Below are 25,798 nucleotides of genomic sequence, written 5' to 3' on the forward strand. Positions count from 1 at the left end.
AAAACCACCCCGTGAGAAGGCGTGTCCTCGGTTCTACTGAGGACATGATCGTGATCGAAGACCTGTCCACCCGGCCCGATCTGCGCGAGGCCGCGCTCGGCCTCGGCGGCGTCGGTGGTGAATTCCTCCTGCACGACCAGGTCGGCCTGCTGGCGAAGTCGTCCCATCTCGCCGCCCGCTGGCCGGAATACTTCCTCGTGCTGCTGGAGGACGGCGTCCCGGTGGCCCGGGCGGCCGCCGTCCCGGTCGGGTTCCCGACGGCCGAGCGCCCGGAACTGCCGGACCACGGCTGGGACGCCGCCCTGATCTGGGCCGCGGAAGACCTGATGGACGACCGTGAGACGAACACCCTGATCGCACTCGAAGTGATGGTCGATGCCGGCCGCCGTGGTGGCGGCCTGGCCACCCAAGCGTTGGAAGCACTGAAAAAGCGCGCCTCGGAGACGGGCCTGCGCAAACTCGTCGTGCCGGTACGGCCGGCCGGGAAGGAGAACGAACCCGAACTGTCCTTTGAGGACTACATCGCCCGCCGTCGTCCGGACGGGCTGCCCGAGGATCCGTGGCTGCGCACGCACGAACGGATCGGCGCGCGGTTCGTGAAGGTGGCTCCGTTCGCGATGACGGTCACGGGCAGCTTCGCCCAATGGCGGACGTGGACCGGCGTCGAACTCCGGGACGGTCTCACGACCGTGCCGGGCGGGATCGCGCCGGTGCTCGCCTCCTCCGCGCTGGACCTCGGCGTTTACGTCGAGCCGAACGTCTGGCTGGAGCACCTGGTGCCCTGAGTCGGATGGCCGCGTTGGGCCTAGGGGCGCGCGGCGGGATCCGGCTACGGTGTCTGGTGGATCGCCTGGACTGAGTGAGGCGAAGGGAGCTTTCCTCGCATGACACGCGGCGAAGGCTCCCTTCGCCTCAAGCCCCTGCCATGCTCCAGCCTCCGAAACTGTCCACAAAGGACACACCTCGGTCAAATTGTCCGAATAAGCGCCATTTACCCGTATTTTCAAGTCCGTGAGGGCCACCTTCAGGGACTCAGAGTCCCTGAAGGTGGCCCTCACGGACTCAAACCAAGATGCCTTGGCTGGAGCACCTGGTAGTCCGAGCCAGCACCTGCTAGGTTTCTTTGGCATGTGCAGGAGCTGGGGATGACCGCCACCGGACCGTCCGGCGACGAGCTGCTGCGGGTGCTGGGGACCCTCGCGAACCCGCACCGGCTGCGGATCGTCGCGGCGCTCCGCGCGGAGCGCACGTACGTGAGCCAGCTGGCGAGAGAGCTCGGCATCAGCCGGGCGCTGCTCCAGCTCCACCTGCGCAAACTGGAGGCGGCCGGGCTCGTGTCGGCCACCCTCGAGCTGTCGGAGGACGGGAAAGCGATGAAGTTCTACGAGGTGAAACCGTTCCTGGTCGAGCTGAGCCCGGACACCATCGCCGCCGCGGCACCGACGCTGACCACACCGACATCAGTCAAAGCAGCATCAGTAACACCAGAGCCCGGCGATGAGGGGGAACGACCGTGAAGTGGCATCAATGGCAGGAGGTCGCCGGGGTGATCGGCATTTTCGTGTTCCTCACCGTGGTGATCACGGTGGTGGTGTGGCAGTTCGGCGCGACGATCCGGGCCAGGGGCGCGCTGGCGCGTGAGCAGGAATACCGCAGGCTCGCCGAAAAGGCCGTCCAGGCGCAGGAAGAGACCGAACGCAAGCTCACCGAACTCGACGGGCGGCTCGCCGATCTCCAGAAGAGCGTCGGCTCGGTCGAGCGGATCCTCAAGGAGGTCGACTGACCACCCCGGAAAGACCTTGAAAAGACCCTGGACCGCCGAGCGGCAACTCGACGGTCCAGGAAAGAAGAAGCAAAAACCTCGCCCGAGGCATCTCACTCCTTCACGCAAAGGACTGTAGTTCATGCTGCCCGAAAACAACTCTCAAGGAGCCGCGAGCGATCCGCGGGCCGCGCCGGTGACCGAGCGGCTGGCCGCCTGGTCAGTCCGGCACCGCGCGCTCACCCTCGTCGGCTGGCTCTCGCTCGTGGTCGTCGCCCTGCTCTCGGGCATCGTGCTCGACGGGGAGAACCAGCGCAGCACCGATCCCGGTGAATCCGGCCGTGCCCAGACCGCCATGAATGCCCAGAACACCTTCGATCCCTTGCGCGAGAACGTCCTCGTGCAGGCGAAGGACCCCGGCTCGGCACCGTTCGCGACGAACGAAGGACTCCGCCGGGCGACCGAAGACCTGGTCACCACCCTCACCGGATCCGGTGCCGTCGCCGACGTCCGGTCGCCCTTGGCCGGGAACGAACAGGAACGGATCTCGGCCGACGGCCTGTCCGGTCTCGTCGGCTTCTCGATCGCAGGCGGAGAGAAGGAGGTCCGCCCGAACTTCGAAACCGCGGTCGCCCAGGTCGACGCGGTCGCGGCCCGGCATCCTTCGGTGCGGCTGGCTCTCTCCGGCGACCTCAGTCTCTCCAGCGTGGTCGACAAGGCCATCCGGGAAGACGTCAAGAAGTCGGAGTTCCTTTCCCTGCCGATGACCTTGGTGATCCTGCTGATCGTGTTCGGCGCGCTGGTCGCCGCGTCGGTCCCGTTGCTGCTGGCGGGAACGAGCGTCGCCGCGACGTTCGGCTTTCTTTCCGTCGTCGACGACTTCACCCCGATCAACAGTGCGACGACGGTGATCACCCTCCTCATCGGGATGGCCGTCGGCGTCGACTACTCACTGTTCTTCCTTCGGCGGCAACGAGAAGAACGTGCGAACGGCCTCTCCGTCGACGACGCGATCCGGGTCTCGGCTCGCACGTCGGGACACGTCGTGGTCGTCTCGGGGGTCACCGTGGTCCTGTGCGTGAGCGGGCTGCTGTTCACCGGCCTCGACAACTTCCGCGGCCTGGCGATCAGCACCGCGTTCGTCGTGGGGCTGGCCGTGCTCGGCGCGGTCACGGTGCTGCCCGCGCTGCTTTCGCTGCTGGGCGACAAGGTCGATCGCGGCCGGATCCCCTGGCTCGGCAAGCGACGCACGGCCGCGGAGAACTCGCGGTTCTGGACCGCCACCGCCCGCGTGGTCACCCGGCGCCCGGCGTTGTGGGGTGGGCTGGCGACGGCGCTGCTGATCCTGCTCACCCTCCCCGCGCTCGGCATGCGCCTGCAGGACCCGACACCGGCGGAAAGCCTGCCGGGGTCACTGCCGACGATCGATGCCGCGGTCCGCACGCAGGAGGCGTTCCCCGGTGTGGTCTACCCGGCCACCGTGGTGCTCACCGCGGAGAACGGCGGGCCGGTCGACAGCCCGGCACTGCGATCGGCGATCGACGACCTCGGCCGCCGGATCGGCGAAACCGGTGGCGTGCTGAACAAACCGATCGCGGTCGCGAGTGTCGACCAAGCGGTGGTCGTCCGCGTTCCGTTGTCCGGGGCGGGCCGCGACCCGCGAGCCGACGCCGCACTGGCGAAGCTGCGCACCGAAGTGCTGCCGGCGACCGTGGGCCGGGTGGACGGCGTCGAGTTCGCGGTTTCCGGCCGCACGGCGAACGCCCGCGACTTCGCCGATCAGGTCATCGAACGGATGCCGCTGGTCTTCGGTTTCGTCCTGCTGGCGGCGTTCGTGTTGCTGCTACTGGCTTTCCGGTCCGTGGCGGTGTCGCTGGTGTCGATCGCGCTCAACCTGCTGTCGATCGGCGCGGCGTACGGCGTGCTCACCTGGATCTTCCAGGACGGCCATTTCGCGTCCCTGCTGGGATTCACCCCGTACGGCGGGGTGGTCGGCTGGCTGCCGATGTTCATGTTCGTCCTGCTGCTCGGGCTGAGCATGGACTACCACATCTTCATCCTCAGCCGGATCCGCGAACGTCGCGCGGAGGGCGCCGTCGCCGCGATCGTCCGGGGCACCGGCACCAGCGCGGGAGTGGTGAGCAGCGCGGCCGTGATCATGGTCGGGGTGTTCAGCGTCTTCATCACGCTGAGCGCGATCGAGTACAAGATGATGGGCGTCGGGATGGCGGTGGCCGTGCTGATCGACGCCACTCTCGTCCGCGGTGTGCTGCTCCCGGCGTTCCTGGCCCTGCTGGGAGAACGGCTCTGGCGGCCCGGCCGAAAACCCGTCGCGCCCCAACGCGTCCCGGAACTATCGTCGCCGAATGCCTGACGCGCTCTTCGCTCACGCCCGGCTCGCCCCCGTTTACGACGCCTTCGACGGCGCCCGTGACGATCTGGAGCACTACCTCGCCATCATCGGCGAGCTCGGGGCGAAGAGAGTGCTCGACGTCGGATGCGGCACCGGCTGCCTGGGCGTCCTGCTCGCCGGACGCGGCCTCGAAGTCGTGGGCGTCGACCCGGCCGAGGCCTCACTGGAGATCGCGAAGGCCAAGGACCCGGAAGGGAAGATCACCTGGATCCACGGCGACGCGAAGGCTGCGGGCGCGGTCGAGGCCGATCTCGCGTTGATGACGGGGAACGTGGCCCAGGTCTTCCTGACCGACGAGGACTGGAACCGGACTCTGCAAGGCATCCACGCCGCGCTGGCGCCCGGCGGTCACCTGGTGTTCGAGATCAGGCGACCGGCTTACCGGGCCTGGGAGGGGTGGGCGGCCGACACCGCGCACGAGACCATCGACGTCCCGGGCGTCGGCGAGGTCGAGCAGTGGCGCGAGGTCACCGAGGTGAACCTGCCGTTCGTTTCGTTCCGGTATCACTACCGGTTCTCCGACGGCGAGGTCGTCACGTCGGATTCGACCCTGTGGTTCCGCGAGCGCGAAGACCTTGAGTCACTGCTGGCCGAACACGGCTTTCGCGTCCTGGACGTCCGGGATGCCCCGGATCGTCCAGGACGCGAGTACGTGTTCGTGGCTCAGCGGACCACCTGAGTAGCTACAGGATTTCGTCGTCCGGAACGGTTTTCGGGCCGGTGATCTTCACATCGCCCCGGACGACGACGTTCTTGCCGAAGGTGACGTCGCCTTCCACCTGGAGGCTCGTGCATTCCCGCAGCGAGGGGGCGGCCGGGATGCGCGCGTCGAAATCGGGCAGGAGCTTGTAGAACTCCTTGCTCAGCGACACGACCGGCGGGGTGGTGGTGAACTCCGGGATCATCTCCCCGCCGGGATCGAGCACGTAGGCGTCCGAGCGGACGACGAGCAGGTCGTCGGTGGTCTTGACCGGAGCGAACCGGGTTCGCGGGATCTCGATGGCCCGCGCGCCTTCGACCGAGGCGATCGCCGCGCCCATCGCCGTTTCGAGCTGGATCACCGGCGTGCTGGCGGAATCCGCCGGGTCGACGGTCTTCCGGTTGACGATCAGCGGGAGCACCGGCGCGGCCGGATCGGCGTTCTGCAGTTCCTTCAAGCGTTCGAGGTCGAACCAGATGTTGTTCGTGTTGAAGAACCGCCACTTGGCGACGTCGCCGAACGAATCGTCGCCGTCGGGCACCTGCGCGGACTCCCGCAGGACGATCCGGCCCGCCCGCCGGGCCAGGTGACCGCCCTTGCGGTCGGCCGCGGTACCGAGCACGGTCTCCATCGCGAACGGGACGTTCTCGTTCGCGAGCCACGCGGCGATCCGCGCGTCCGGCTGCGCGCCGAGGTTGTCCGCGTTGGACACGAAACACCAGCGGATGCCTTCCGCCAGCAACGTGTCGAGCATGCCGCTCACGGCGAGGGCGATGTAGATGTCGCCGTGCCCCGGCGGGCACCACTCGAGTTCCGGGTTGGCGGGCCACTCGGCGGGCAGGCCGTCGGCGGTGATCTTCGGTTCCCGGCCCTGCAGGAAATCGGCCGGAATGACCTTGTCGGCCAGATCGGGGTACTTCTTCAGCAGCTCCAGCGACGGCTCGCGGGTGCCCGCCGAATTCATCAGGATCAGCGGCAGCCGCGCGTTGTACGCCTTGCGGGTCGACAGCACCTGCATCGCGATGACGTCGAGGAACGTCTTCCCCGGTTTGATCTCCAGCAGGGACTTCGGCCCGGTGAGCCCCATGCTCGTGCCGAGGCCGCCGTTGAGTTTGAGGACCGCCGTGCGATCCAGCACGCGACGCGCTTCCTCGGCATCCGGCTCGGGCAGATCCACCAGCCGGCTGATGTCACCCAATGGTTCGAGTTCGGACCCCGGAAGTTCACCGGCGCCGGGCTCGGTCAGCTGATCGAGACGCCGTCGCAAAGCCGCGATCTCCATGGCGTGCGCTCCCGCGGAACGCATTTTCGCCAGAGTTGCGGTGAAATTCTCGGACTGGTGCGCGTCAGAGCTCATCGTGCCCTTTCTGAAACACTGCGTCGGGGCGTCAGTGTATTACCGGCCGTGGCGCCACTCCCCGGTCCGGGGTGAGCACACCGGTCATCCGGAAGTCGTGCGGTTCCGCGGGCAGTTCGCGCACCAGTTCGCCGTCCCGGACGACGGCGATCAACGCGGCGCCCGGCGCGGCGGACCCGAGGGACCGGTCGTAGTATCCGGCGCCCCGGCCCAGCCGGACACCTTCGTCGTCGACGGCGAGCGCGGGGATCAGGATCAGATCCGCCGTCTCCAGCGTGTCGGCGCCGAGCCGTCGGCCCACCGGTTCGAGCAGCCCGCGCAGGCGGCCCGGCCCGAGTGTCGAGGGGCCTTCGTAGGCGGCCCAATCGAGCGGCCCCGGCTCGTCGGGAACGATCGGCAGCAGTACGCGTTTGTCCTGGTCGCGAAGTTGATCAAGGAGCAGGATCGAGCCCGGCTCGGTACCGAAGGGGACGTACGCGGCCACGACCTCGCCCGGTATTCCGGCGGCCGCGGCGGCCAGTGACAGCGCCTCTCTGGACCGCTCCTCAGTGGCCTGCGAACGCCGTTCGGCGGTTATCCGGGTACGCCACTCCGCTTTGCTCAGGTGTTCATTGCCGGGCTTGACCACGTGGTCAGGTTAGGCTTCACGCCTATGACAGGCGCAGCGACCATCCAGGCGGCACGGACCACGAGGAGCTTGCCCGATCGGGCGATTTCCGCGGCTTCGGACCGCATCACTCCTGGTAACGGTGGTGAACTTCAGTTCACCGGCGGGCCTTCGACGCGTGCCTGGTCTTACGAACGGATCGAGATTCCCCAGTCATGACGGAGCCCATCGCCGAAGCGGCAGAGACCGAAGACGCGGGACAGTTCCGTTCCGTCGAGGATCAGATCGCGCTGACCCTGGACGCCGCGGTCCGCCCGCGTCCGGTCCGGGTCGCCATCTCCGAGGCCCAAGGCCTGCTCTGCGCCGAAGAAGTCGTCGCCGAACACGCGCTGCCCGGTTTCGACCAGGCCGCCGTCGACGGTTACGCGGTACGAAGCGTCGACGTCCGCACCGCCGGCCAAGAGGCCGTGCAGCTACCAGTGGTCGGCGAGATCGCCGCCGGTTCGCGCCAGCCGCGACGGCTGCAGCCGGGCCAGGCCGTGCGGGTCGACACCGGCGCGCCGCTGCCCACGCTGGCCGACGCCGTCGTCCCCACCGCCTACACCGACGGCCACCGGGCCAAGGTCACCGTGCACCGGTCGGTGCCGTCGGCCGGCTACGTGCGCCGGACCGGCGAGGACGTCCAGATCGGCGACGTCGCCGTGCGCAAGGGCGACACCATCGGCTCGGCCCAGGTCGGCCTGCTCGCCGCGGTCGGCCGGGCGAAGGTCCTGGTCTACCCGCGACCGCGGGTTTCGATCGTGTCCGTCGGCGACGAACTGGTCGACATCGACCGGACCCCGTCGGTCGGGCAGGTCTACGACGTCAATTCCTACGCGCTGTCCGCGGCCGCCCGGGACGCGGGCGCCGAGGTGAGCCGGGTCGGCATCGTTCCCGGGGACCCGAAGCGGCTGCGCGAGATCGTCGAAGGCCGCCTGCTGATGTCGGAGATCGTCGTCGTCGCGGGCGGCGCCGGCGGCAGCGCGGGTGACGAGGTGCACGCGGCGCTGTCCGACCTCGGCCACATCGACATGACCCGGGTCGGCATGCACCCGGGGTCGGTGCAGGGTTTCGGCAGGCTCGGCCCCGATTCGGTGCCGACGTTCCTGATCCCCGGCAATCCGATGAGCGCGCTCGTCGTGTTCGAAGTGCTGGTGCGCCCGCTGATCCGCGCCGCGCGCGGTACCCGCAACCCGCACCGCAGGATCGTCGGCGCGCGGCTGCTCTCCCCCATCACCTCGACCAAAGGCCGCAAGGGGTTCCTGCGCGGGCAACTGCTGCGCGACGAGGGCAACGGTGAGTACCTGGTGCAGCCGCTCGGCACCTCCGGCGCGCACCTGCTCGCGTCGCTGGCCGAGGCGAACTGCCTGATCAACATCGACGAAGACCTCACCGAGGTCGCCGCGGGCGAGCAGGTCAAGGTGACCTTCCTGGCCCAGCGCGCGTAATGGGCGGACCGATTTCCGGCGTCGCGTATCCGATCGAGAGCAGGAACCCGGGCTGGCCGGCGAAACTCGGGCCGCTCCGGGTACCGGCCGGGGTGCTCGCCGTCCGGCCGGTCCGGCTGCGGGACGCCGGCGAGTGGAGCCGTGTCCGGTTGCGCGATCGGCAGCACCTCGAGATGTGGGAGCCGACCGGTGTCGGGCCGTGGCCCGACCGCAACGCGTTCTGGTCGTGGCCTTCGCAGTGGACCGCCCTGCGCGGGCTCGCCCGGCGCGGGCAATGTCTTCCGTTCACCATCACGGTAGATGGACGCTTCGCCGGACAGATCACTGTGGGTAACGTCATCCGGGCGTCGCTTCGATCCGCATGGATCGGCTACTGGGTGTCATCGGAAATCGTCCGCGGCGGCGTCGCGACCGGCGCCGTGGCGCTCGTGACCGACCACGTCTTCGACTTCGCCGGGCTGCACCGGCTCGAAGCGACGGTTCGCCCCGAAAACACCCCCAGCCTGCGGGTTCTCACCAAAGCAGGGTTCCGGCAAGAAGGCCTTTTCGAGCGCTATCTCGACGTCGCGGGCGGCTGGCGGGACCACTTTTGCTACGCCGTCACCAAGGAAGAAACCGGTGACGGACTGGTGTCTCGCCTGGTCTCAAGGGGCTTCGCCGAGCGCGTTTGACCCCACTACCGGGCCGTTTCGGTGACCGCGTTACCACAAGCTGTGAGATTCACCTAATTTGGTGATGCATTTTCCGTGATCGAAACCGGCGAGTCTGCGCGGCGTGTGTGACTGTTGTGGCTAGCGTGACTACAGCAGTGGATCGGGGGAGGTGACGGGAGATGCCCAGTTCGGTGATCATCGTCGCGCTCGCAGCGGCATGGCTCGTCGTTCTCGTGCCCATGGTCGCCCGCAAGCGCCAGCAGGTCGCCCGGACGGCGGACTCGGCTCTAGCGGCGCGAGTCGTGCGGAGCGGGAGCACGCGCCACGAGGGACCGGAGGAGTTCGCCATGGCGGAGAACACGGAACCATCGGTAGAAGACGACCTGGCCGAACTCGAGGCTGAACTCGACGCCGACCTTGAGGACGAGGAGCAGGAAGCCGACCCGCTTCCCCAGCCCTCGCGGGACAAACGGGCCGAAAGCGAACGCCAAGGCGCCGGCTACCGGCCCGGCAGAGGGGGCTTCGACCCCGAAGCCGCCGACATCGCCGCGCGCGCCAAATACGCGTTCCGGCAGCGGGTCGTCGTCGCACTACTGGTGCTCGTGATCGCCACCGCGGTCGTCGCCGGTTTCCTGTTCCCCCTCGTCTGGTGGGCCAACGGGATCGCCGACGCCGTCCTCATCGGCTACCTCGCGTACCTGCGCCGTCAGGTCCGCATCGAGAACGACATCCGGCAACGCCGCCTCGCGCGCTACAACAACACTCGCGCCCCGCGCCGCCCGCCGGTCGCCGAGGACGACGACGAACACCACGAGGACATCGAGGTCGTCGCCACCGAACGCCCGGACGTCGTGGAGCGCAAGCCGTCCCCGATGTCCCGCATCCGGCGCCAAGCCGTCGTCGTCGACCTCGACGACGAGGACCCGGCCTTTCACGAGCTCGACGAGCCCGGGACCAGGCCGTTCCGCCGGGCCTCCGGAGAGTGACCCCCCGTTTTGGGGCTCCATGAGCCACTGATAGGCTCATGGAGCTTCAAAACAAGGGGCCAGCTTCACCGAGGTCTCAAGCTTTATCAGGGGCTGTAGCGCAGTTGGTAGCGCGTCTCGTTCGCATCGAGAAGGTCAGGGGTTCGATTCCCCTCAGCTCCACCCAAGATTGTCCTGAAAGGCCACCCGCTGCGCGGGTGGCCTTTTTGCTGCGTCCGCGCGGACATTGACGTCAGGACGACATCAAGCGGCACAATGACGGCCATGTCGACCTTGCTCACTCTCCTGGACGCCTTTGACGACGGAACCCAGGCTCGTAGCCTGCGGGAACACACTTATCGAGCGCTGGGCGACACGGTTGTCGACGTCGGCTGCGGGAGCGGACGAGCGGTCGGCGAGCTGGCCGCACGTGGGGCGCGGGCCATCGGCGTCGACGCGGACCACGACATGATCGAGGTCGCCATCGAGCGCTGGCCCGCGAGCGAGTTCCACGTCGGCGACGCCACCGCGTTGCCGCTCGACGACGGCTCGGTCACCGGCTACCGCGCGGACAAGCTCCTGCACGACCTCCCCGAGCCCGAGCTGGCCGTCATCGAGGCGCGCCGGGTCCTGGCCGCCAACGGCCGTGCGGTGCTCATCGGCCAGGACTGGGATTCGTACGCGATCGACTCCGACGATCCCGAACTGACCCGCGCGCTCCTCCGTGCTCGCGCGGACGGCGTGCCCCAGCGATGGGTCGCCCGCGGATACCGGAACCTCTTGCTGGACAACGGATTCACTGACGTCACCGTCGAGGTCCGCACGATTGTCTGGACAGACGCCACCTGCCTGCCGATGCTCGCCAACATCGGTGGAGAAGGCGCCTGGCTCGACGATCAAACCGCCAGGGCACGCGACAACCGGCTGTTCCTCGCCATTCCCTTCATTGTCGCTTCCGGGACTCGCGCCGGCTGAGCACTGGCGAGGGCAGGGCGAAGGTGGCGTGGTCATGGGCAAGGCTGGAGTTGTGAAAGCCACTTTCGCAACGTTGAAGGTTGCGAAAGTGGCTTTCACAACGCGCGGTGGGCACGGCACCGGCACCGCCGGCTGACCCGTGTCAGGACGCGTCAGCGCCGTGGCGGGGCCGTGTCAGGGCGGGTCGCGATGGTACTCACATGAAAACTTCAGCGATCGCGGTTACAGGACTGCGGAAGGCCTTCGGGGACAAGGTCGTGCTCGACGGCATCGACCTGGACGTCCCGGCGGGCACGATCTTCTCCCTGCTCGGCCCGAACGGGGCGGGCAAGACGACGACGGTGAACGTGCTGACCACGTTGATGCAGGCCGACGGCGGGACGGTCAGCGTCGCCGGGCACGACGCGGCGACCGAGACCAAGGCGGTGCGCGCGTCGATCGGGGTCACCGGTCAGTTCGCGGCGGTGGACGAACTGCTGACAGGGCAGGAAAACCTGCAGCTGATGGTGGATCTGAGCGGGATGGGCTCCGGCGAGGGCAAGCGGGTCGTCGCGGCGTTGCTGGAGCGGTTCGATCTGGTGGAGTCGGCGCAGAAGCAGGCGTCGACCTACTCCGGCGGGATGCGCCGGAAACTGGATCTGGCGATGACGCTCGTCGGCAATCCGCGGATCATCTTCCTGGACGAGCCGACGACCGGGCTGGACCCGCGCAGCCGTCGCACGATGTGGTCGATCATCCGTGAGCTGGTCGCCGACGGGGTGACCGTCTTCCTCACCACCCAGTACCTCGAAGAAGCCGATCAGCTCGCCGACCGGATCGCGGTCCTCGATCAGGGCCGCGTGGTCGCCCAGGGCACGCCCGACGAGCTCAAGCGCCAGATGCCCGGCACGCACGTCCGGCTCCGGTTCTCCGGCCTTTCCCTGCTCGACGGGGCCGCGCGTCTCTTCCCCGAGTCCACCCGGGACGACGAGGCGCTGACCCTGCGGGTTCCCAGCGACGCCGGGACGAAATCGCTGCGGGCCCTGCTGGACAAGCTCGACGAGTACTCCCTCAGCGCCGAAGAGTTCTCGGTGCACACCCCTGACCTTGACGACGTTTTCCTCGCCCTGACCGGCCGCACCACGGAGGCTTCACAGTGAATATCAAAACAGGGAGCACTTCCCACTCGACGGTGATGTTGCGCCGCAACTTCAAGCACATCGCCCGCAACCCGACGTCGGTGTTCAACGCGGTCCTGATGCCGATCGTGATCATGCTGATGTTCGTGTACATGATGGGCGACGCCTTCAACGTCGGAGTCGACTACATCGACTACGCGACGCCGGGACTGATACTGCTGGCGGTCTGCTACGGGCTCGGCGCCACCGCGACGGCGGTGAACTCCGACATGACGAAGGGCATCATCAACCGCTTCAAGGTCATGGACATCTCCCGTGGCGCGGTGCTGACCGGGCACGTCGTCGCCAGCCTGCTGACCAACGTGATCTCCATCGTGGCGCTGATCGGCGTCGCGTTCCTGCTCGGCTTCAGCCCGTCGGCGAGTTTCCTCGACTGGCTCGGTGTGGCAGGCATGGTCGTCCTGCTCGGATTCGCGGCGGGCTGGCTCACGATCGCCTTGGGTTTGGCGGCGAAGTCCGCGGAGACGGCGGGTCTGGCCGCGGTGCCGCTGATCATGCTGCCGTTCTTCAGCAGCGCGATCGTGCCGGCCGAGAAGATGGGGCCGGGCCTCCGGCAGTTCGCGGAGTACCAGCCCTTCACCCCGATCATCGAGACCATGCGCGGTCTGCTCAACGGCGCGCCGTCGGCGGGTACCGCGATCGCCGCAGTCGCCTGGTGCGCCGGGATCGCCCTGGTCGGCTGCCTGTGGGCGCGGTCCACGTTCAAGAAGCGAGCGTGACCGCGACCAGCTCGCTCCAGCTCTTCTCAGTACCCTCCCGAGCCGCCTCGGCGAACCCCTGTTCGCCGAGGCGGCTTCGTGCCGCCTGCTCGATCCGGGCGACGTCCGGGTGGGAACGGTCCTGCAGGCCTCGCACGCTCGTGCTCGCCGCGAGCAGCCGCGCGGCCTGCTCGTACTGCTCCTGACGTAACGCCTGATCCGCGACGCCGACGAGCACCTGCGCGATCAAGGACGCGTGTCCCGCCTCGGACGCCGCCTGACAGGCCATTTCGCGGTACTTACGGGCATCGCCGAGATCGTCGGCGCAGTAGCCGAGCAGAGTATGTGTCAGGGCACGGACGTTCGGCTGCTCCGTTTCCTCGCCCAGCAAGGTCATCGCGACGCCCAGTTGCCGGGTCGTCTCCTCGAGGTCACCGCGCCAACGAGCGAGTTCCGCGTTCGAGAGGGCCAGCAGAGCCAACGTACTCGGCCAGGTGACCCGTTCCGCGCGTCGTTCGGCCTCGGTCACGGCCGCGGCGCTGGCGTCCTGGTCGCCCATCAGCCAGTACAGCTGGGCCTGTCGCGACCGCATCCGGATGACGTCGTCGACAGCGCCGACTTCGGCGACGACCGCGGCCGCCTCTTCATAGTGTTCGCAGGCTTGGGCGAACTCGCCGCGCATGGCGATCCGGTCCGCCAGCTCGCTCAGAGCGAACGAAATCCCGAACCGCTCACCGAGCGCCCGGAACTCGGCCAGCGCCGTCGCCAGATAGACGTCCACCTCCCGCCCGCCGTGGCCGAGCACGATCCGCATCTTGCCGAGATGCAGCCGGGTCAGCGCGCGGACCCAGGGGTCCTTGTCGTCCAGCAGGGGTTCCCACGCGGGCAGGAAGTCGCCCGGTGTCCGCAACATGCGCTCCAGCGGGACGACCAGGCCCGCCGCCGGATGCTGGGGCGCGCTGTCCCGGCTGAGCCGATAGGCCTCGTGGATCCACTCCGCCGCGGCGTGTTCGTCGGCCAGCCCGGCGGACACGAACATCGAGACCAGGGCGTAGACCGTGGCCCGGATCCCGTCGCTCACCTCGCCGGGCGTTTCGGTGGCCGCGGTGAGCAGCTCCATCCCTTCGGCGCGGTGCCCGCCGAGCCACCAGTACCAGGCGGCGCCCGCCGCGAGCCGCATCGCCTCGGGCGCTTCGCCGGCCGCGAGCGCACCTCGCATCGCGGCACTGATGTTGTCGTGCTCGACCTCGAGTGCGGCGAGCCATTCCACTTGGTCGGCGCGGCGAAGGCGCGGCTCAGCGATCTCGGCGATTTCGGTGAAATACGCCAGATGCGCGCGCCTCGCGAGGTTCGCTTCCCCCGCCTCCTCGAGCCGTTGGGCGGCGTACTCCTTGATCGTGCCGAGCATCCGGTAGCGCGGCGCGCTGTCGCCTTCCGCGACCAGCAACGATTTCTCGGTCAACGCGGTGAGCAGTTCGAGCATCTGATCCCGCTCGAAGGCGTTGTCGGCACAGACCCCTTCGGCCGCTTCCAGGCTCGCCCCGCCCGCGAACACCGAGAGCCTGCGCAGGACCACCCGTTCGGCGTCGGTGAGCAGTTCCCAGCTCCAGTCGACCACCGCCCGCAGCGTCCGGTGATGGGGCAGCGCGGTACGGCTGCCGCCGGTCAGCAGGCGGAACCGGTCGTCGAGCCGGTGGGCGAGCTGGTCGAGGGACATGGTGCGCAACCGGGCCGCGGCGAGTTCGATCGCCAGCGGCATCCCGTCCAGCGCCCGGCAGACACGCGCCATCGTCGACAGCGTGCCGGCGTCGACAGTGAGGTCCTTGCGCACGGCGCTCGCCCGCTCCAGCAGCAACCGGACGGCGGGCGAGGACTCGATTTCGCCGGATGTGGCGTCGCCGCCGGGCAAGGCCAGCGGCACGACCGGCCACAGTGCCTCGCCGGTGAGGCCGAGCGGTTCCCTGCTCGTCGCCAGGATCCGCAGCCGGCGGCACTCCCCGAGCACCCGGTCGGCGAACGCCGCGGCCGCCTCGATCACGTGCTCGCAGTTGTCCAGGATCAGCAGCGTGTCCCGTTCGCGGATCGCGGAAATGAGCCGGTCCACCGGCTCCGCGTTCGTCCCCTCGCCGAGCAGCGCGTCCCGGAGGCCGAGCCCGCTGATAGTCGCTTGAGCAATGTTTCTCCCACTCCCCTGCCCTCCGGGCCCACCCCCCTCATCGCTTCCAGTGCCGATGGGCGCGAGCTCCACCAACCAGGCCCCGTCCGGCTGGTCTCCGAGCAAGGTGCGCGCGGTTTCCTTGGCCAGCCTGGTCTTTCCCGAACCGCCCGGCCCGATCAGCGTGGTGAGCCGGTGCTCGGCGACGAGCCCGCGGACCGCGGCGATATCGGCGTCCTTGCCGACGTAGCTGCTCATCTCGGCACGCAGGTTGGTCTTGCGGACCTCCTCCCGCCGCCCCAGTTCGCCCCGCAGCAGCGAAACGTGCAGGGCGGACAGCTCCGGAGAGGGGTCGACGCCCAGCTCGTCGGCCAGGAATTCCCTCGTGCGCTGGAACACGAGCACCGCTTCGGTGTCGCGACCGGTCGCGACGAGGGCCCGCATCAGCGCGGCGACAAGCCGTTCCCGCACCGGGTTCGCGGCCACCAGATCGGTCAGTTCCGTGACCACGTCCGCACCGTGGCCCAGGCCGATCTCCGCGTCGAACCGGTCCTCCATGGCCGAAAGGCGCAGCCCTTCGAGCCGGGTGATCGCCGCGTCGAACGCTTCCCCGTCCTGCTGTCCGACGTCCTGCATGGCCGTGCCCCGCCACAGGGCGAGAGCCTCGCGCAGCACCCGGATCCGCTGTGAATCCTCGTCGGTGCGGGCCCGGCCGAGGAGGCGTTCGAACCGGACGGCGTCGACGGCGTCCGGGTCCACCTTCAGCCGGTAGCCGTTCGCGGTCCCCTCGACCGTTCCCTCCGGCAGCACCTTCCGCAGCCGGGAAACCAAGCGCTGCAAGGCATTCGCCGCGTCGGCAGGCGGTCGCTCGCCCCAGATCCAGTCGACGAGCGCTGCCTTCGAAACCACCTGACCCGGGTCGAGCGCGAGGGCTGCCAGCAACCCGCGCAACCGGGCGCCCGGCACGTCGGCGAAGACGCCCTCGCCCGTGCGAACCTCGAATGGCCCCAACAACCCGATCTGCATACCGCCGATAGTGCCACTACCGGGTTTGCCCGCCGCTGAACACCTTCTTCGAAGCGCGGTCCCGGAGGATCAGGGGGATCGCGAGCAACGCCAAGGCGGCGCCGATCCACGAGACGGCGGCGACCGGGGCGCCGAAACCCAGGGCACCGGCGGCGAAGGCGGGTGTCAGGCTGATACCCAGCTGGAAGGCCGAGACCGTGGTGGCGCCCGCCAAGGTCGGGGCGTCGGCGGCGATGGTGAACACCCGTCCATAGAGGGCCGGGTTGAGCACGAAGGCCGCGATTCCCAGCAGGAAGACCAACGGCACGACCACCCACCGGTGTTCGGCGAAGGCGGCCAAAAGCACGGAAAGGCCCGCGATGCCGAGCACTCCGCCGAGCAGCGCGTGGTGCGGCAGCCGGTCGGAGATCCTTCCGCCGACGGACAGACCGGCGAACGCGCCGACACCGAAAAGGGCTAGTACCGCGGGAATCCACACTTCGGGGAGACGGGTGACGTCGGCGAGGATGGCCGCCAGGTAGTTGAAGGACACCATGTACGCGGCGGTGCTCAGGATCGTGACCGCGTAGACACCCCAGAGGCGCGGGGTCCGCATCGTGCGAAGTTCCCGGGCCAGGCTGGGTTCGACGTCGGACGCGGTGGCGGGCATGCCGAGCGCGCAGGCGAGGGTGCCGGCGATGGTCAGCGCCACGACGCCCCAGAATCCGCCCGTCCAGCCCAGGTAGGTGCTGAGCAGGGTGCCCGCCGGGCCTCCGGCCACCATGGCCACGCTGAGCCCGGCGACCACGACACCCGAGGCGCGGGCGGTGCGATCCGGGGTGACCAAGCCGATCGCGGTCACCGAGGCGACCGCGAAGAACCCGGCGTAGGCGATCCCGGCGACGAACCTCGTGATCAGCAGGACCCAGTAGTCGTCGGCGAGGAGGCCGAACGCGATGGCGGCGGCGAAGGTCAGCTGAGTGACCATCAGGGCGGTGCGCCGTGGCCAGTGCAGGCTGAGGACGGCGAACGGCGGCCCGCCGAGGACGACGCCGAGCGCGAACGCGGTGATGAGCGCGCCCGCGGACGACAGGGAGACCCCGAGGTCGGTGGCGACCGAGGGCAGGACCCCGGCCATCAAGAACTCGGCACTCCCCATCGCGAAGAGGCAGAAAGCGAGCAGGTAAACCCCAGTGGGAAGCCGTCGTCCGGTTGTCTCGATCATCGAGCCAGCTTCGGCCGCCTCTGGCGGTTTCGGCAAAGAATGTTGCCGGAATCGGGACGAGGTGGTCGGCTGGCCGACATGGAGGACCAACCCGCCGTCGCCGCGGCGATCGAGCTGATCGCGCCCCGGCTGCGCCGCGCCCGGGAGAAGAAGGGCACCACGCTGGCGGAACTGAGCCGCACCACCGGGATCTCCACCAGCACCCTGTCCCGGCTGGAATCCGGGCAGCGCAAGCCGAGCCTCGAACTGCTGTTGCCGGTCATCGCCGCGCTGGGCCTGCGCGTGGACGAGATCGTGTCCGCGCCGAGAGTGCTGGACCCCCGCGTGCCACAGACCTCGGCCCGGGTGGACGGCCGGGTCCTGATCCCGCTCACCCAGCAGCAGACCGAGCCGCGTGCCTACAAGATGACCATTCCGGCCGGAGACGACGAACCCCGGCTACGGACGCACGCCGGCTACGAATGGCTCTACGTCCTCCGGGGCAGGCTCCGGCTCGTGCTCGGAGACCAGGACGTCGTGCTGGGTCCCGGTGAGGCCGCCGAGTTCGAGTGCCGGACGCCGCACTGGTTCGGCGCCACCGGCCGCGAGCGGGTCGAAGTGCTCAGCCTCTTCGGCAGACAAGGCGAACGCATCCACGTCCGCGCCCGCACCCGGTAGCCGTCAGACCCGCTGCTGGATACGGATCAGGTTGCCGGCGGGGTCACGGACGGCGCCGTCGCGAAGGCCGTACGGCTGGTCGGTCGGCTCCTGGATGACGTCCGCGCCGGCGTCCGCGAGCTGCTTGAAGAGGCCGTCGAGGTCATCGGAGGACAAGAGGATGCCCGCGTAGGTGCCCTTGGCCATCATCTCGCCGATGACGCGGCGTTCGTCCTCGGTGATCCCGGGGTCGACGGCGGGCGGGTGCAGCACGATCGACACCGAGGGTTGTCCGGGCGGGCCGACGGTGAGCCAGCGCAGGCCCTGATAGCCGACGTCGTTGCGCAGTTCGAAGCCCAGGGTGTCGCGGTAGAAGGCCAGCGCGGCCTCGGGGTCGTCCTGGGGAAGGAAGCTCGCGTGAATGCTGATGTCCATGAGAGTCACGCTAGGTGAGGACGGCGCCCGGCGCTTCTCGATTTCTGATCGGTACGCCGCACCGGCGGCCTGATGAGTCAGCACGCTGAGAGTGGAGTCGGCTCAGGGGTGATTGCGACGATAGCCCCGCTGGGGATGACCCTGTTGAACAGACGGAAGCCACCGGATTCGGCTGCGTACTGGGGGATGCGGTGCCGCTCGCGCGACCGGCTGTCCGATCGGCCGGGTGGGGGCTGGACATCGCCAAAACGAGAGGTTTCGCGATGGAGAAAACCAAGTTCCTGCTCGACGAGTCCCAGATTCCGCGCAGCTGGTACAACCTTGCCGCCGACCTGCCGGGTCTGCCGCTCGCGCCCACCCTCAGCTCGGTCACCGGTAAACCGCTGACCCGGGACGAGATGGCCGCGACCATGCCGGAGCCGATCGCCGATCAGGAACTCAGCACCGAGCGCGACATCGAGATCCCGGAGCCGGTGCGCCAGCTCTACGCGCAGTGGCGACCGAGCCCGCTGTATCGGGCTCGCCGGCTCGAACGCGCCCTGGACACTCCGGCGCGCATTTACTACAAGTACGAGGGTGTCGCTCCCAGCGGGAGCCACAAGCCGAACACCGGAATTCCGCAGGCGTTCTACAACAAGGAAGCCGGCAAGACCGGGCTGATCACCGAGACCGGCGCGGGCCAGTGGGGTAGCGCGACCGCGCTGTCGGCCGCGCTTTTCGGCCTGACCGCGAAGGTCTTCATGGTCAAGGTGAGCTTCCAGCAGAAGCCGTACCGGCGTGCGCTGATGGAGTCCTATGGCACGGTGTGCGTGCCCAGCCCCAGCCCGGAGACCGCGGTGGGCCGGGCGATCCTGGCGGCCGACCCCGACTCCCCCGGCAGTCTCGGCATCGCGACGTCGGAGGCGCTGGAGACGGCCGCCGCCGACCCGTCGCTGGGCTACGTGCTCGGCAGCTCCGCGAACCACGTTCTGTTGCACCAGACGGTCATCGGCCAAGAAGCGCTGCTGCAGATGGCGCTCGCCGACGACTATCCGGACGTCATCGTCGGCTGTGCGGGTGGGGGCAGCAACCTCGCCGGGTTGACCTTCCCGTTCCTCGGAGCGCAGTTGCGCGGCGGGCCCAAGGTCCGGGTGCTCGCGGTGGAACCGGCCGCCTGCCCGACCTTGACCCGCGGCAGCATCGCTTACGACTACGCCGACACCGGACGGCTCGGACCGTTGTTCCGGATGCACACCCTGGGCCACGAATTCATGCCGCCGCCCGTGCACGCCGGCGGTCTGCGCGCCCACGGCATGGGGCCGATGGTCAGCCGGGCGGTCGAGGACAAGCTGATCGAACCCATCGCCGTCGGGCAGACCAGCTGCTTCGAGGCGGGCGTGCAGTTCAACCGCACGGAGGGCATCCTTCCGGCGCCCGAGTCGACCCACGCGATCCGCGGCGCGATCGACGAGGCGCTCCGCTGCCGCGCCGAAGGCCGCTCCCGCACCATCCTCTTCGGACTGTCCGGCCACGGGCACTTCGACCTCGTCGCCTACGAGAAGTACTTCGCCGGCAACCTCGAGGACGAGGCGGTCAGTGAGGAGCAGCTCGACCGCGCCGCGGCGTCGATCCCACGCCAGCCGGGTGCCGCTTCGTGAAGGTCGCGATCGTCGACGCGGACGGCATAGCGCAATATCTGCCGGCCGCGCTCGCCCGGCTCGGAGCGGAGACCGTGCACGTCCGCTCGGACAGCCCCGACGTCTACCTGTCCGACACGGGCGCGGCGGACGTCGAGTATCGCGGTGACCTGGCCGCGACCGCGGCGGCCCTGCGCGAGCTGGGCGTCGAGTTCGTGGTCGCCGGGGTCGAGTCCGGGGTGCTGCTCGCCGATCAGCTCTCCGCGGCGTTGGGCACGCCCGGCAACGGGATGAGCCTTCCGGCGGCCCGCCGGGACAAGTACGAGATGGTGCGGGCGGTGCGGGCGGCCGGCCTGGCGAGTGCGGCGTCGTTCGCCGCGCCCCATGCCGAGCAGGTCGTCGAATGGGTGGAGCGGCATGGCCGGTGGCCCGTCGTGCTCAAACCGTTGACCAGCGCCGGCACCGACAACGTCCGGATCTGCCACTCGGTGGACGAGGTGCGCGAGGGCCACGCCGCGGTCATGGCGAGCACGACCCGCTATGGCGAGCGGAACGAGACCGTGCTCGTCCAGGAGTACCTGGACGGGGACGAGTTCTTCGTCAACACCGTCAGCCGGGACGGCGTGCATGCCGTGGTCGAGGTGTGGCGCTACCACAAGCGGACGATCGACGGCGGCCGCTGGATGTACGACTACGAGCAACCGGTGCCGTTGACCGACCCGCACGTGACCGACCTGGTCGGCTACACCCTGGCCGTGCTGGACGCGCTCGAGATCCGCAACGGCGCCGCGCATACCGAGGTGATGCTCACCGCGGCCGGCCCGGTGCTGGTCGAGAGCGGGGCCCGGATGGGCGGCTCCCACAAGCCGGACGTGGTGTCCCGGTGCATCGGCACCAACCAGGTCGAGTGCCTGGCGGCGGCGATCGCGCGGCCCCGGGATGTCGTCGAGGGCCGGCTGCCCAGCTACCGTCCGCGATCCGCGCTGCGCTACGTGACCCTCATCAGCCCGGGCGAGGGCGTCATGCCCGGCCCTGCCGAGTTCGACCCGGTGCGGGAGCTGGCGTCGTTCCTGGACCTGGTGTTCACCACCCCACCCGGCCGGCCGGTGACCCGGACCGTGGATCTCGCCACGTCGGTCGGCTACGTCTACCTCGAATCCGGCGACCCGGAGCAGGTCGAAACGGACTACAAGCGGCTGCGCGAGCTCGAATTCGACGGACTTTATCTAGGAGAACAAGACAGGTGAGGTGGGTAAACCCATGACCAAGGCGATAACCGAACTGAACGAGCTGGCGGACATCCCGGCGGACTGGGTGCACCAGGAGAAGGAGATCCATCCGGGCGAGGATCTGCGGCTGCCGGGCGCGCATCTGAAGTGGTACGACGTCCGCGCGGCGGACGAAGCGGCCACCCCCGAGATCAGCGAGGAGGCCCGGGAGTACCTGCGGGCCGGGGCCGCCTCTGGAGAGCTGGAGTTCAAGCAAGACCTGGGTTACGCGATGTTGCACGTCGACGGCGGCTACTACCTGATCGTGGGTCTGTGGCGCAAGGACGAGCTGTGGACGGGCATCTTCTTCCGCGACACCGACGGTTTCAAGCGCTACCCGGTCAAGCCGGGCGCGTTCCGTGCCACGCAGAGCGTCGTCGAACTGGACGCGACCTCGCACGAGCGCCGCGCCTGGGCTCGCTTCCTCCGCTCGCCCCGTGACGAAGCCGCCAAGCGCGCCTACATCGAGGACTACTGCACAGGCATCGTCGGCGTTCCCTGATCCGACTCGTACAACGAAAACCGGCCGGGCCCGCGATCGCGGGCCCGGCCGGTTTTCGTTCTGTGTTCAGTCGCGCGGGTCGGCGGCAGGTCTGGTGTGGACCTTGATGTCGGCGACCTTGGCGAGGCTGGCGTCGATCGCGCTGCCGGTGTCGGCGTCGCGGACGGCGACGTGACCGAGCCCGTCCCACGAGCCGTCCAGCGACCGGACGACGTCCCCCGGTTTGGCCCCGCCGAGGTCGATCCCCAGCGTGTCCGGGTCGGCGAGCGCGCCGTCGACTCCGCCGATCTCGACGATCTCGCCCGGTTCGGCGACCACGAGCCAGCTCGCCGCGGCGCCCTTCGCGGCCGGGCGGACGGTGATTTCCTCGACGAGGCGATGGGGCCGGCCCATGGTCAGTTCGTGCATGTCGATGCCGTACACCGCATGGACCATCTCGTTGATCAGGGCGCCGCCGATGCGGTTCTGGGACTCGATGACGACCGGCCCGCGCTCGGTCAGCTTGAACTCGGTGTGGCTCGGGCCGTCGCGGTATCCCATCGCGTCGAGAAAGGCGGGAATCGCGGTCGAGACGGCGTCTTCGTGCTCCGGGGCGAGCCGCGCGGGGACGGCGTGCCCGGCGTGCACCACTGTCCCTTCCAGAGTGACCGCCTCGGTGTTCGCGAGCACGATGTGCCGCCCCTCGAAGGAGAACGCCTCCGCGCTGTAGACCGGACCGTCGAGGTACTCCTCCATGAGGTACTGATCGAGGTCGTAGACCTGGGTCAGCGGATGACTGGTGTCCGCGCGCCGCTCCCCGATCTCCGCCAGGACGGTGTCGATCGTCGACTCGTCGGTGACCTGGTACACCCCGAAACTCGCGGTGCCGGCGGAGGGTTTGACGATGAACGGGTAGCCGTGCTCGGCGCCGAACTCCGCCATGCTTTCCCGGCCGGCCACCACCGCCGATGCGACGATCGGCACGTCCGGGGCCGCGACCTCGGCGAGCCAGCGTCGCATCGTGTACTTGTTCGTGAACCGGTGGCTCACCTCGTAGGAGGTGCCGCCGAGGCCCAACAGGTCGTTCACCCGGCCTGCCGGGTCGAGCCCGGGCTCGGTCAGCGAGACGACCGTGGAGAATCCCCACGCCTCGTACGCCGCCTTGACGAGCGGCCGGAAGGTGTCCCAGTCGGTGTAGTCCGCGAGCAGGGCGCCCTCGATGAGGGAGCCGTACTCAGGGTTGAAATCGGCGGGAAACTGGCAGTACACCACTTCCAGATCCAGCGCCTTCGCGGCGTGAAAGTGCCTCGAGTTACCACCTATGAGCAAGATTCGCCTGGATTCCGCCATGGCTGGTCTCTCCGTCCCCCGGTCAAAGTCGCTGAAAGTCGCTGAAAGTCAAGGAAATCCGGCCGCTACGCCGCTTCCGACGCCGACGCCGACTTCGGCGCCGGAACCAGCTCCGGTTCCGGTTCGGATTCGTGCACGGGCTGGGTCTTGCGTACCGCCGGCAGGGCAAGGCAGATCGCACCGCCGACGACGCAGGCCAGCGCGGACAACCCGATCACCGTCGACGCGCTGAAATGCTCGAGCATCAGGCCGCCGAGCGCCGCGCCGGTCGGCGAGGAGGCGACGATGACCGAGCGGCGGGCGCCGAACACCGCCCCGTGCTGCTCCGACCGGACCGCGTCCTGGATGACGCTGATCTCGGTCGAGGCATACGGTGCCCAGACGAAGCCGCCGATGAACATGATCACCAGAGCGATCGGCAGGTCGTGCACGAGCACCAGCGGCAGCAGGATGAGTCCCCACAGGATGCTGCCGATCGAGTTGACCACGGCCGGACGGAACCGGGCCAGCCGCGGGATGATCGCCAGTCCCGCCAGCGCGCCGACGCCCATCGCCGACCACATCAGCCCGTACGTGGCTCCGCCGCCTTGCAGGTTCTCCTGGGCGAAGACCGGGACAGCCAGCAAAAGCGGGCCGTAGAAGATGAAATAGACGATCGTCAAGATCATCATCGCCCGTACCACCGGGATGGTGATCAGCGGACCGAACCCGGCGACGAAGCCGTTCTTGGCCTTGCGTGGGCGATCCGCCGCGGACGCCGGCCTGAGCTCCGGACGCACCTTGACCCCGGCCACCAGCACCGTCGCGATCAGGCACAGGGCCGCGGGAATGAACAGCGACCATATTCCCAGGAAGCCGGCCATCATCCCGCCGAGCACCGGGCCGACCAGATACGGGAACTGGTCCCCGACGGTCAGCACGCCGTTGGCGACTTGCAGCTCGCGCTTCGGGATGAGCATCGGCGTGATCACCCGGGTGCCGACCTTGGCCAGCGGATTGGTGATTCCCATGATCGCGCAGAGCGCGAACACGACCCAGATGTTGAACGAACCGGACAGTGCCATCAACGCGATCCCGCCGATGGAGCCACCCCGGATCAGGTAACCGATCACGGTCAGCCGCACCGGTGACCAGCGATCGAACCAGGCCCCGAGGATCGGGCCGGTGACGATCTCCGGGGCGCGCCGGAACAGCACCGCGAGCCCGGCTTCGGCCGGGGAACCCGTGGTGGTCAACACGATCCAGATGATCGCGATCGACGCGAACTCGTCAGCCGTCTCGGAGAACAGGCTGCCCAGGGTGAGCTTGCCCAGGCCGGGAAAACGGCCGACGACCGAGCGCCGCCACCGGTCCCTGGCGAACTTGGGCGCCAAGTCCACACTTCGCATGACTGTCCCCTCCCGGTGTCCTGCCATCGTCTGGCACCGGCCTCACCGGTGGCACCTTCCGGAGTGCCGTATTCGAGAACGACCGCTCATCGGAACGGCGGTACTCAGGGCGCCGGTTCGATGTTCTGGTTCAGGTGGAACACGTTGTCCGGGTCGTAGGCCCGCTTCACCTCGGCCAGCCGGGCCAGTTTCGCCGGCGGGTAGGCGCGGCGAACGCCGTCCGCCCCGTCATCGCTGAGCATGTTGACGTACACGCCGTCGGCGAACGGTTCGATCGCCGCGGCCACCTGCTTGGTCACCGCGATCCGGTCGGCGTCCTCGGCAGGATCCGTCCACGAGGAACGAACACCGAACTCGAAGAGCGTCTGCCGGTGGCCGAACGCGGTCTCCTCGTCCGGCACCTCGGCGATCGCCCCGCCGTAGGCCTCCAGCCAGCCACCCGGCAGTCCCGCCCCGCTCCCGTTCGCCGCCCCTTTGGACAGGAACGCTTCGATCGCCGCGTCCGGGAGCGCCGACAGGAGGTGGTCCTTGGAATACTGGCGGAGTCCGTGCCGATCCGCTTCGTCGTCCATGGTCTGCAGCTCGTGATAAGTCGCTTCGAACACCCGCTCGCGCGCCGGCCGGCCGAGCCCTCGTAGCTCCGGCAGCAGGCCCTTGCCCTGGTCGGGCTCGCCGACCCAGACGTATCCGACGGTGACCTCCGTGTCGGAGACCCCCGCGGTGAAGGTGGCCTGGCGCGGCGCCATGACGTTCAGGTCCCGCCAGCCGCGCAGCACCTGCAGGCCGTCGTCGAGGGGGAAGGTCAGCTCCGCCACCAGCGCCCGCGGATCGATCTCGCGCAGCCGGAACTCGAACTCGGTGACCACGCCGAAGTTCCCGCCACCGCCGCGCAGCGCCCAGTACAGGTCCGGGTGCTCGGTCCGGCTAGCCCGTACCACCTGCCCCGTCGCGGTCACCACCTCGAACGACAGCACGTTGTCGCAGGCCAGCCCGAACTGTCGGCCCAGCCAGCCCATGCCGCCCCCGAGCGTGAACCCGCCGACGCCGGTGTGCGAGACGCTCCCGCCCGTGGTGGCCAGGCCGTGCGGCAGCGACGCGCGGTCCAGCGCGCCGAGCAGTGTGCCGCCCTTGACCTTGGCGGTACGACGCGCCGGGTCGACCAGGACACCGTGGAGCGGCCGGAGATCGATCAGCAGACCGTTTTCCGGCACGGCGGGCCCGAACGCGGCATGTCCGCCGCACCGCACGCCGATCTCCAGTCCGGCATCCCGCGCGATCCGCACCGCGGCCGCCACGTCACCGACGCTCGCGCAGCCGATGATCATGCGTGGCCGGTGGTCGACCATCCCGTTCCAGGCGGCGCGCGCGTCGTCGTAGCCGGGGTCGCCCGGCCGGAGCACCCCGCCGTCCAACCCGTCAATGGGGTCGCTCATGCCCACTCCCG

Annotated in this window: 23 protein-coding genes and 1 tRNA gene; 16 read left to right on the top strand and 8 right to left on the bottom strand. The window is 69.0% G+C overall.

The genetic code is table 11. The annotated features are described in order from the left end of the window. The first annotated feature begins 44 nt into the window (after positions 1–44). The 5 genes from ACLJRL_RS07500 (at position 45) to ACLJRL_RS07520 (ending at position 4,854) form a co-directional block, all read left to right on the top strand. Entirely contained in the window at positions 45–785 is a 741-nt protein-coding gene (locus tag ACLJRL_RS07500) for a GNAT family N-acetyltransferase (protein ID WP_410655332.1), read from the top strand. 360 nt (positions 786–1,145) lie between these two features. Next, the gene (locus ACLJRL_RS07505) at positions 1,146–1,517 is read left to right on the top strand and encodes an ArsR/SmtB family transcription factor (protein ID WP_410655333.1); all 372 of its coding nucleotides are present in this window, start codon (positions 1,146–1,148) and stop codon (positions 1,515–1,517) included. After that, positions 1,514–1,783, top strand: coding sequence for a hypothetical protein (locus ACLJRL_RS07510; protein ID WP_410655334.1), 270 nt, complete (start codon positions 1,514–1,516; stop codon positions 1,781–1,783). Before ACLJRL_RS07505 ends, ACLJRL_RS07510 begins: the two co-directional genes overlap by 4 nt. Positions 1,784–1,904: 121 nt before the next feature. Next, entirely contained in the window at positions 1,905–4,136 is a 2,232-nt protein-coding gene (locus ACLJRL_RS07515; RefSeq protein WP_410655335.1) for an MMPL family transporter, read from the top strand. After that, positions 4,129–4,854 carry a class I SAM-dependent methyltransferase gene (locus ACLJRL_RS07520; RefSeq protein ID WP_410655336.1) on the top strand — a complete coding sequence of 242 codons (726 nt, stop codon included), beginning with the start codon at positions 4,129–4,131 and terminating at the stop codon, positions 4,852–4,854. Before ACLJRL_RS07515 ends, ACLJRL_RS07520 begins: the two co-directional genes overlap by 8 nt. Before the next feature lie 4 nt (positions 4,855–4,858). Here the strand turns inward: ACLJRL_RS07520 and ACLJRL_RS07525 are convergent, their stop codons facing one another. Both ACLJRL_RS07525 and ACLJRL_RS07530 read right to left on the bottom strand, forming a co-directional pair. Continuing rightward, positions 4,859–6,181 carry a UTP--glucose-1-phosphate uridylyltransferase gene (locus ACLJRL_RS07525; RefSeq protein ID WP_410655337.1) on the bottom strand — a complete coding sequence of 441 codons (1,323 nt, stop codon included), beginning with the start codon at positions 6,179–6,181 and terminating at the stop codon, positions 4,859–4,861. A gap of 82 nt (positions 6,182–6,263) precedes the next feature. Continuing rightward, positions 6,264–6,836 (bottom strand): 5-formyltetrahydrofolate cyclo-ligase, encoded by a 573-nt coding sequence (locus tag ACLJRL_RS07530; protein WP_410656147.1) that lies wholly within the window; start codon positions 6,834–6,836, stop codon positions 6,264–6,266. Between the two features lie 218 nt (positions 6,837–7,054). On the opposite strand from ACLJRL_RS07530, the gene glp reads away from it, so the two are divergent. The 7 genes from glp to ACLJRL_RS07565 all read left to right on the top strand — a co-directional run bounded on the left by glp (position 7,055) and on the right by ACLJRL_RS07565 (position 12,816). Further along, on the top strand, positions 7,055–8,326 hold the full coding sequence (glp, locus tag ACLJRL_RS07535) for a gephyrin-like molybdotransferase Glp (protein ID WP_410655338.1): 1,272 nt from the start codon (positions 7,055–7,057) through the stop codon (positions 8,324–8,326). Beyond that, positions 8,326–8,997 (top strand): GNAT family N-acetyltransferase, encoded by a 672-nt coding sequence (locus tag ACLJRL_RS07540; RefSeq protein WP_410655339.1) that lies wholly within the window; start codon positions 8,326–8,328, stop codon positions 8,995–8,997. Before glp ends, ACLJRL_RS07540 begins: the two co-directional genes overlap by 1 nt. 161 nt (positions 8,998–9,158) lie before the next feature. Then, positions 9,159–9,965 (top strand): gephyrin-like molybdotransferase receptor GlpR, encoded by an 807-nt coding sequence (gene glpR, locus ACLJRL_RS07545; RefSeq protein WP_410655340.1) that lies wholly within the window; start codon positions 9,159–9,161, stop codon positions 9,963–9,965. An 89-nt stretch (positions 9,966–10,054) separates the two neighbouring features. Then, positions 10,055–10,127 (top strand) — tRNA-Ala (locus ACLJRL_RS07550). 102 nt (positions 10,128–10,229) lie between these two features. Further along, entirely contained in the window at positions 10,230–10,919 is a 690-nt protein-coding gene (locus ACLJRL_RS07555) for a methyltransferase domain-containing protein (protein WP_410655341.1), read from the top strand. A gap of 200 nt (positions 10,920–11,119) precedes the next feature. Beyond that, positions 11,120–12,058, top strand: coding sequence for an ATP-binding cassette domain-containing protein (locus ACLJRL_RS07560; protein ID WP_410655342.1), 939 nt, complete (start codon positions 11,120–11,122; stop codon positions 12,056–12,058). A gap of 35 nt (positions 12,059–12,093) precedes the next feature. Beyond that, a complete protein-coding gene (locus tag ACLJRL_RS07565) occupies positions 12,094–12,816 on the top strand; it encodes an ABC transporter permease (RefSeq protein WP_410656148.1) in 723 nt (240 codons plus the stop codon). Here the strand turns inward: ACLJRL_RS07565 and ACLJRL_RS07570 are convergent. Then, a complete protein-coding gene (locus tag ACLJRL_RS07570; protein ID WP_410655343.1) occupies positions 12,800–15,976 on the bottom strand; it encodes a BTAD domain-containing putative transcriptional regulator in 3,177 nt (1,058 codons plus the stop codon). The two genes, ACLJRL_RS07565 and ACLJRL_RS07570, sit on opposite strands and share 17 nt — an antisense overlap. A 16-nt stretch (positions 15,977–15,992) precedes the next feature. Next, on the bottom strand, positions 15,993–17,180 hold the full coding sequence (locus ACLJRL_RS07575; RefSeq protein WP_410655344.1) for an MFS transporter: 1,188 nt from the start codon (positions 17,178–17,180) through the stop codon (positions 15,993–15,995). 78 nt (positions 17,181–17,258) lie between these two features. Between ACLJRL_RS07575 and ACLJRL_RS07580 the strand changes: the two genes are divergently transcribed. Next, complete coding sequence (locus tag ACLJRL_RS07580; protein ID WP_410655345.1) at positions 17,259–17,837, top strand: helix-turn-helix domain-containing protein; 579 nt, start codon at positions 17,259–17,261, stop codon at positions 17,835–17,837. A 3-nt stretch (positions 17,838–17,840) separates the two neighbouring features. On the opposite strand, the gene ACLJRL_RS07585 is transcribed toward ACLJRL_RS07580, so the two are convergent. Then, positions 17,841–18,251, bottom strand: a complete 411-nt coding sequence (locus ACLJRL_RS07585) for a VOC family protein (RefSeq protein ID WP_410655346.1) — start codon at positions 18,249–18,251, stop codon at positions 17,841–17,843. A 263-nt stretch (positions 18,252–18,514) separates the two neighbouring features. On the opposite strand from ACLJRL_RS07585, the gene ACLJRL_RS07590 reads away from it, so the two are divergent. From ACLJRL_RS07590 to ACLJRL_RS07600, 3 genes are read left to right on the top strand one after another with little or no spacing between them, the layout of a single operon-like run. Continuing rightward, positions 18,515–19,888 carry a TrpB-like pyridoxal phosphate-dependent enzyme gene (locus tag ACLJRL_RS07590; RefSeq protein WP_410655347.1) on the top strand — a complete coding sequence of 458 codons (1,374 nt, stop codon included), beginning with the start codon at positions 18,515–18,517 and terminating at the stop codon, positions 19,886–19,888. Continuing rightward, complete coding sequence (locus ACLJRL_RS07595; RefSeq protein ID WP_410655348.1) at positions 19,885–21,114, top strand: ATP-grasp domain-containing protein; 1,230 nt, start codon at positions 19,885–19,887, stop codon at positions 21,112–21,114. Before ACLJRL_RS07590 ends, ACLJRL_RS07595 begins: the two co-directional genes overlap by 4 nt. A 13-nt stretch (positions 21,115–21,127) precedes the next feature. Beyond that, positions 21,128–21,637: a hypothetical protein gene (locus tag ACLJRL_RS07600; RefSeq protein WP_410655349.1), complete on the top strand. Its 510-nt coding sequence runs from the start codon at positions 21,128–21,130 to the stop codon at positions 21,635–21,637. 66 nt (positions 21,638–21,703) lie between these two features. Here the strand turns inward: ACLJRL_RS07600 and ACLJRL_RS07605 are convergent, their stop codons facing one another. The 3 genes from ACLJRL_RS07605 to ACLJRL_RS07615 form a co-directional block, all read right to left on the bottom strand. Then, the gene (locus ACLJRL_RS07605) at positions 21,704–22,966 is read right to left on the bottom strand and encodes an ATP-grasp domain-containing protein (RefSeq protein ID WP_410655350.1); all 1,263 of its coding nucleotides are present in this window, start codon (positions 22,964–22,966) and stop codon (positions 21,704–21,706) included. A 65-nt stretch (positions 22,967–23,031) separates the two neighbouring features. Continuing rightward, positions 23,032–24,354, bottom strand: a complete 1,323-nt coding sequence (locus tag ACLJRL_RS07610; protein ID WP_410655351.1) for an MFS transporter — start codon at positions 24,352–24,354, stop codon at positions 23,032–23,034. Positions 24,355–24,458: 104 nt separating this feature from the next. Further along, positions 24,459–25,787, bottom strand: a complete 1,329-nt coding sequence (locus tag ACLJRL_RS07615; protein WP_410655352.1) for an FAD-binding oxidoreductase — start codon at positions 25,785–25,787, stop codon at positions 24,459–24,461. Positions 25,788–25,798 lie beyond the last annotated feature (11 nt).

This window comes from Amycolatopsis sp. lyj-112 (assembly GCF_046549055.1).
Taxonomy (GTDB): domain Bacteria; phylum Actinomycetota; class Actinomycetes; order Mycobacteriales; family Pseudonocardiaceae; genus Amycolatopsis.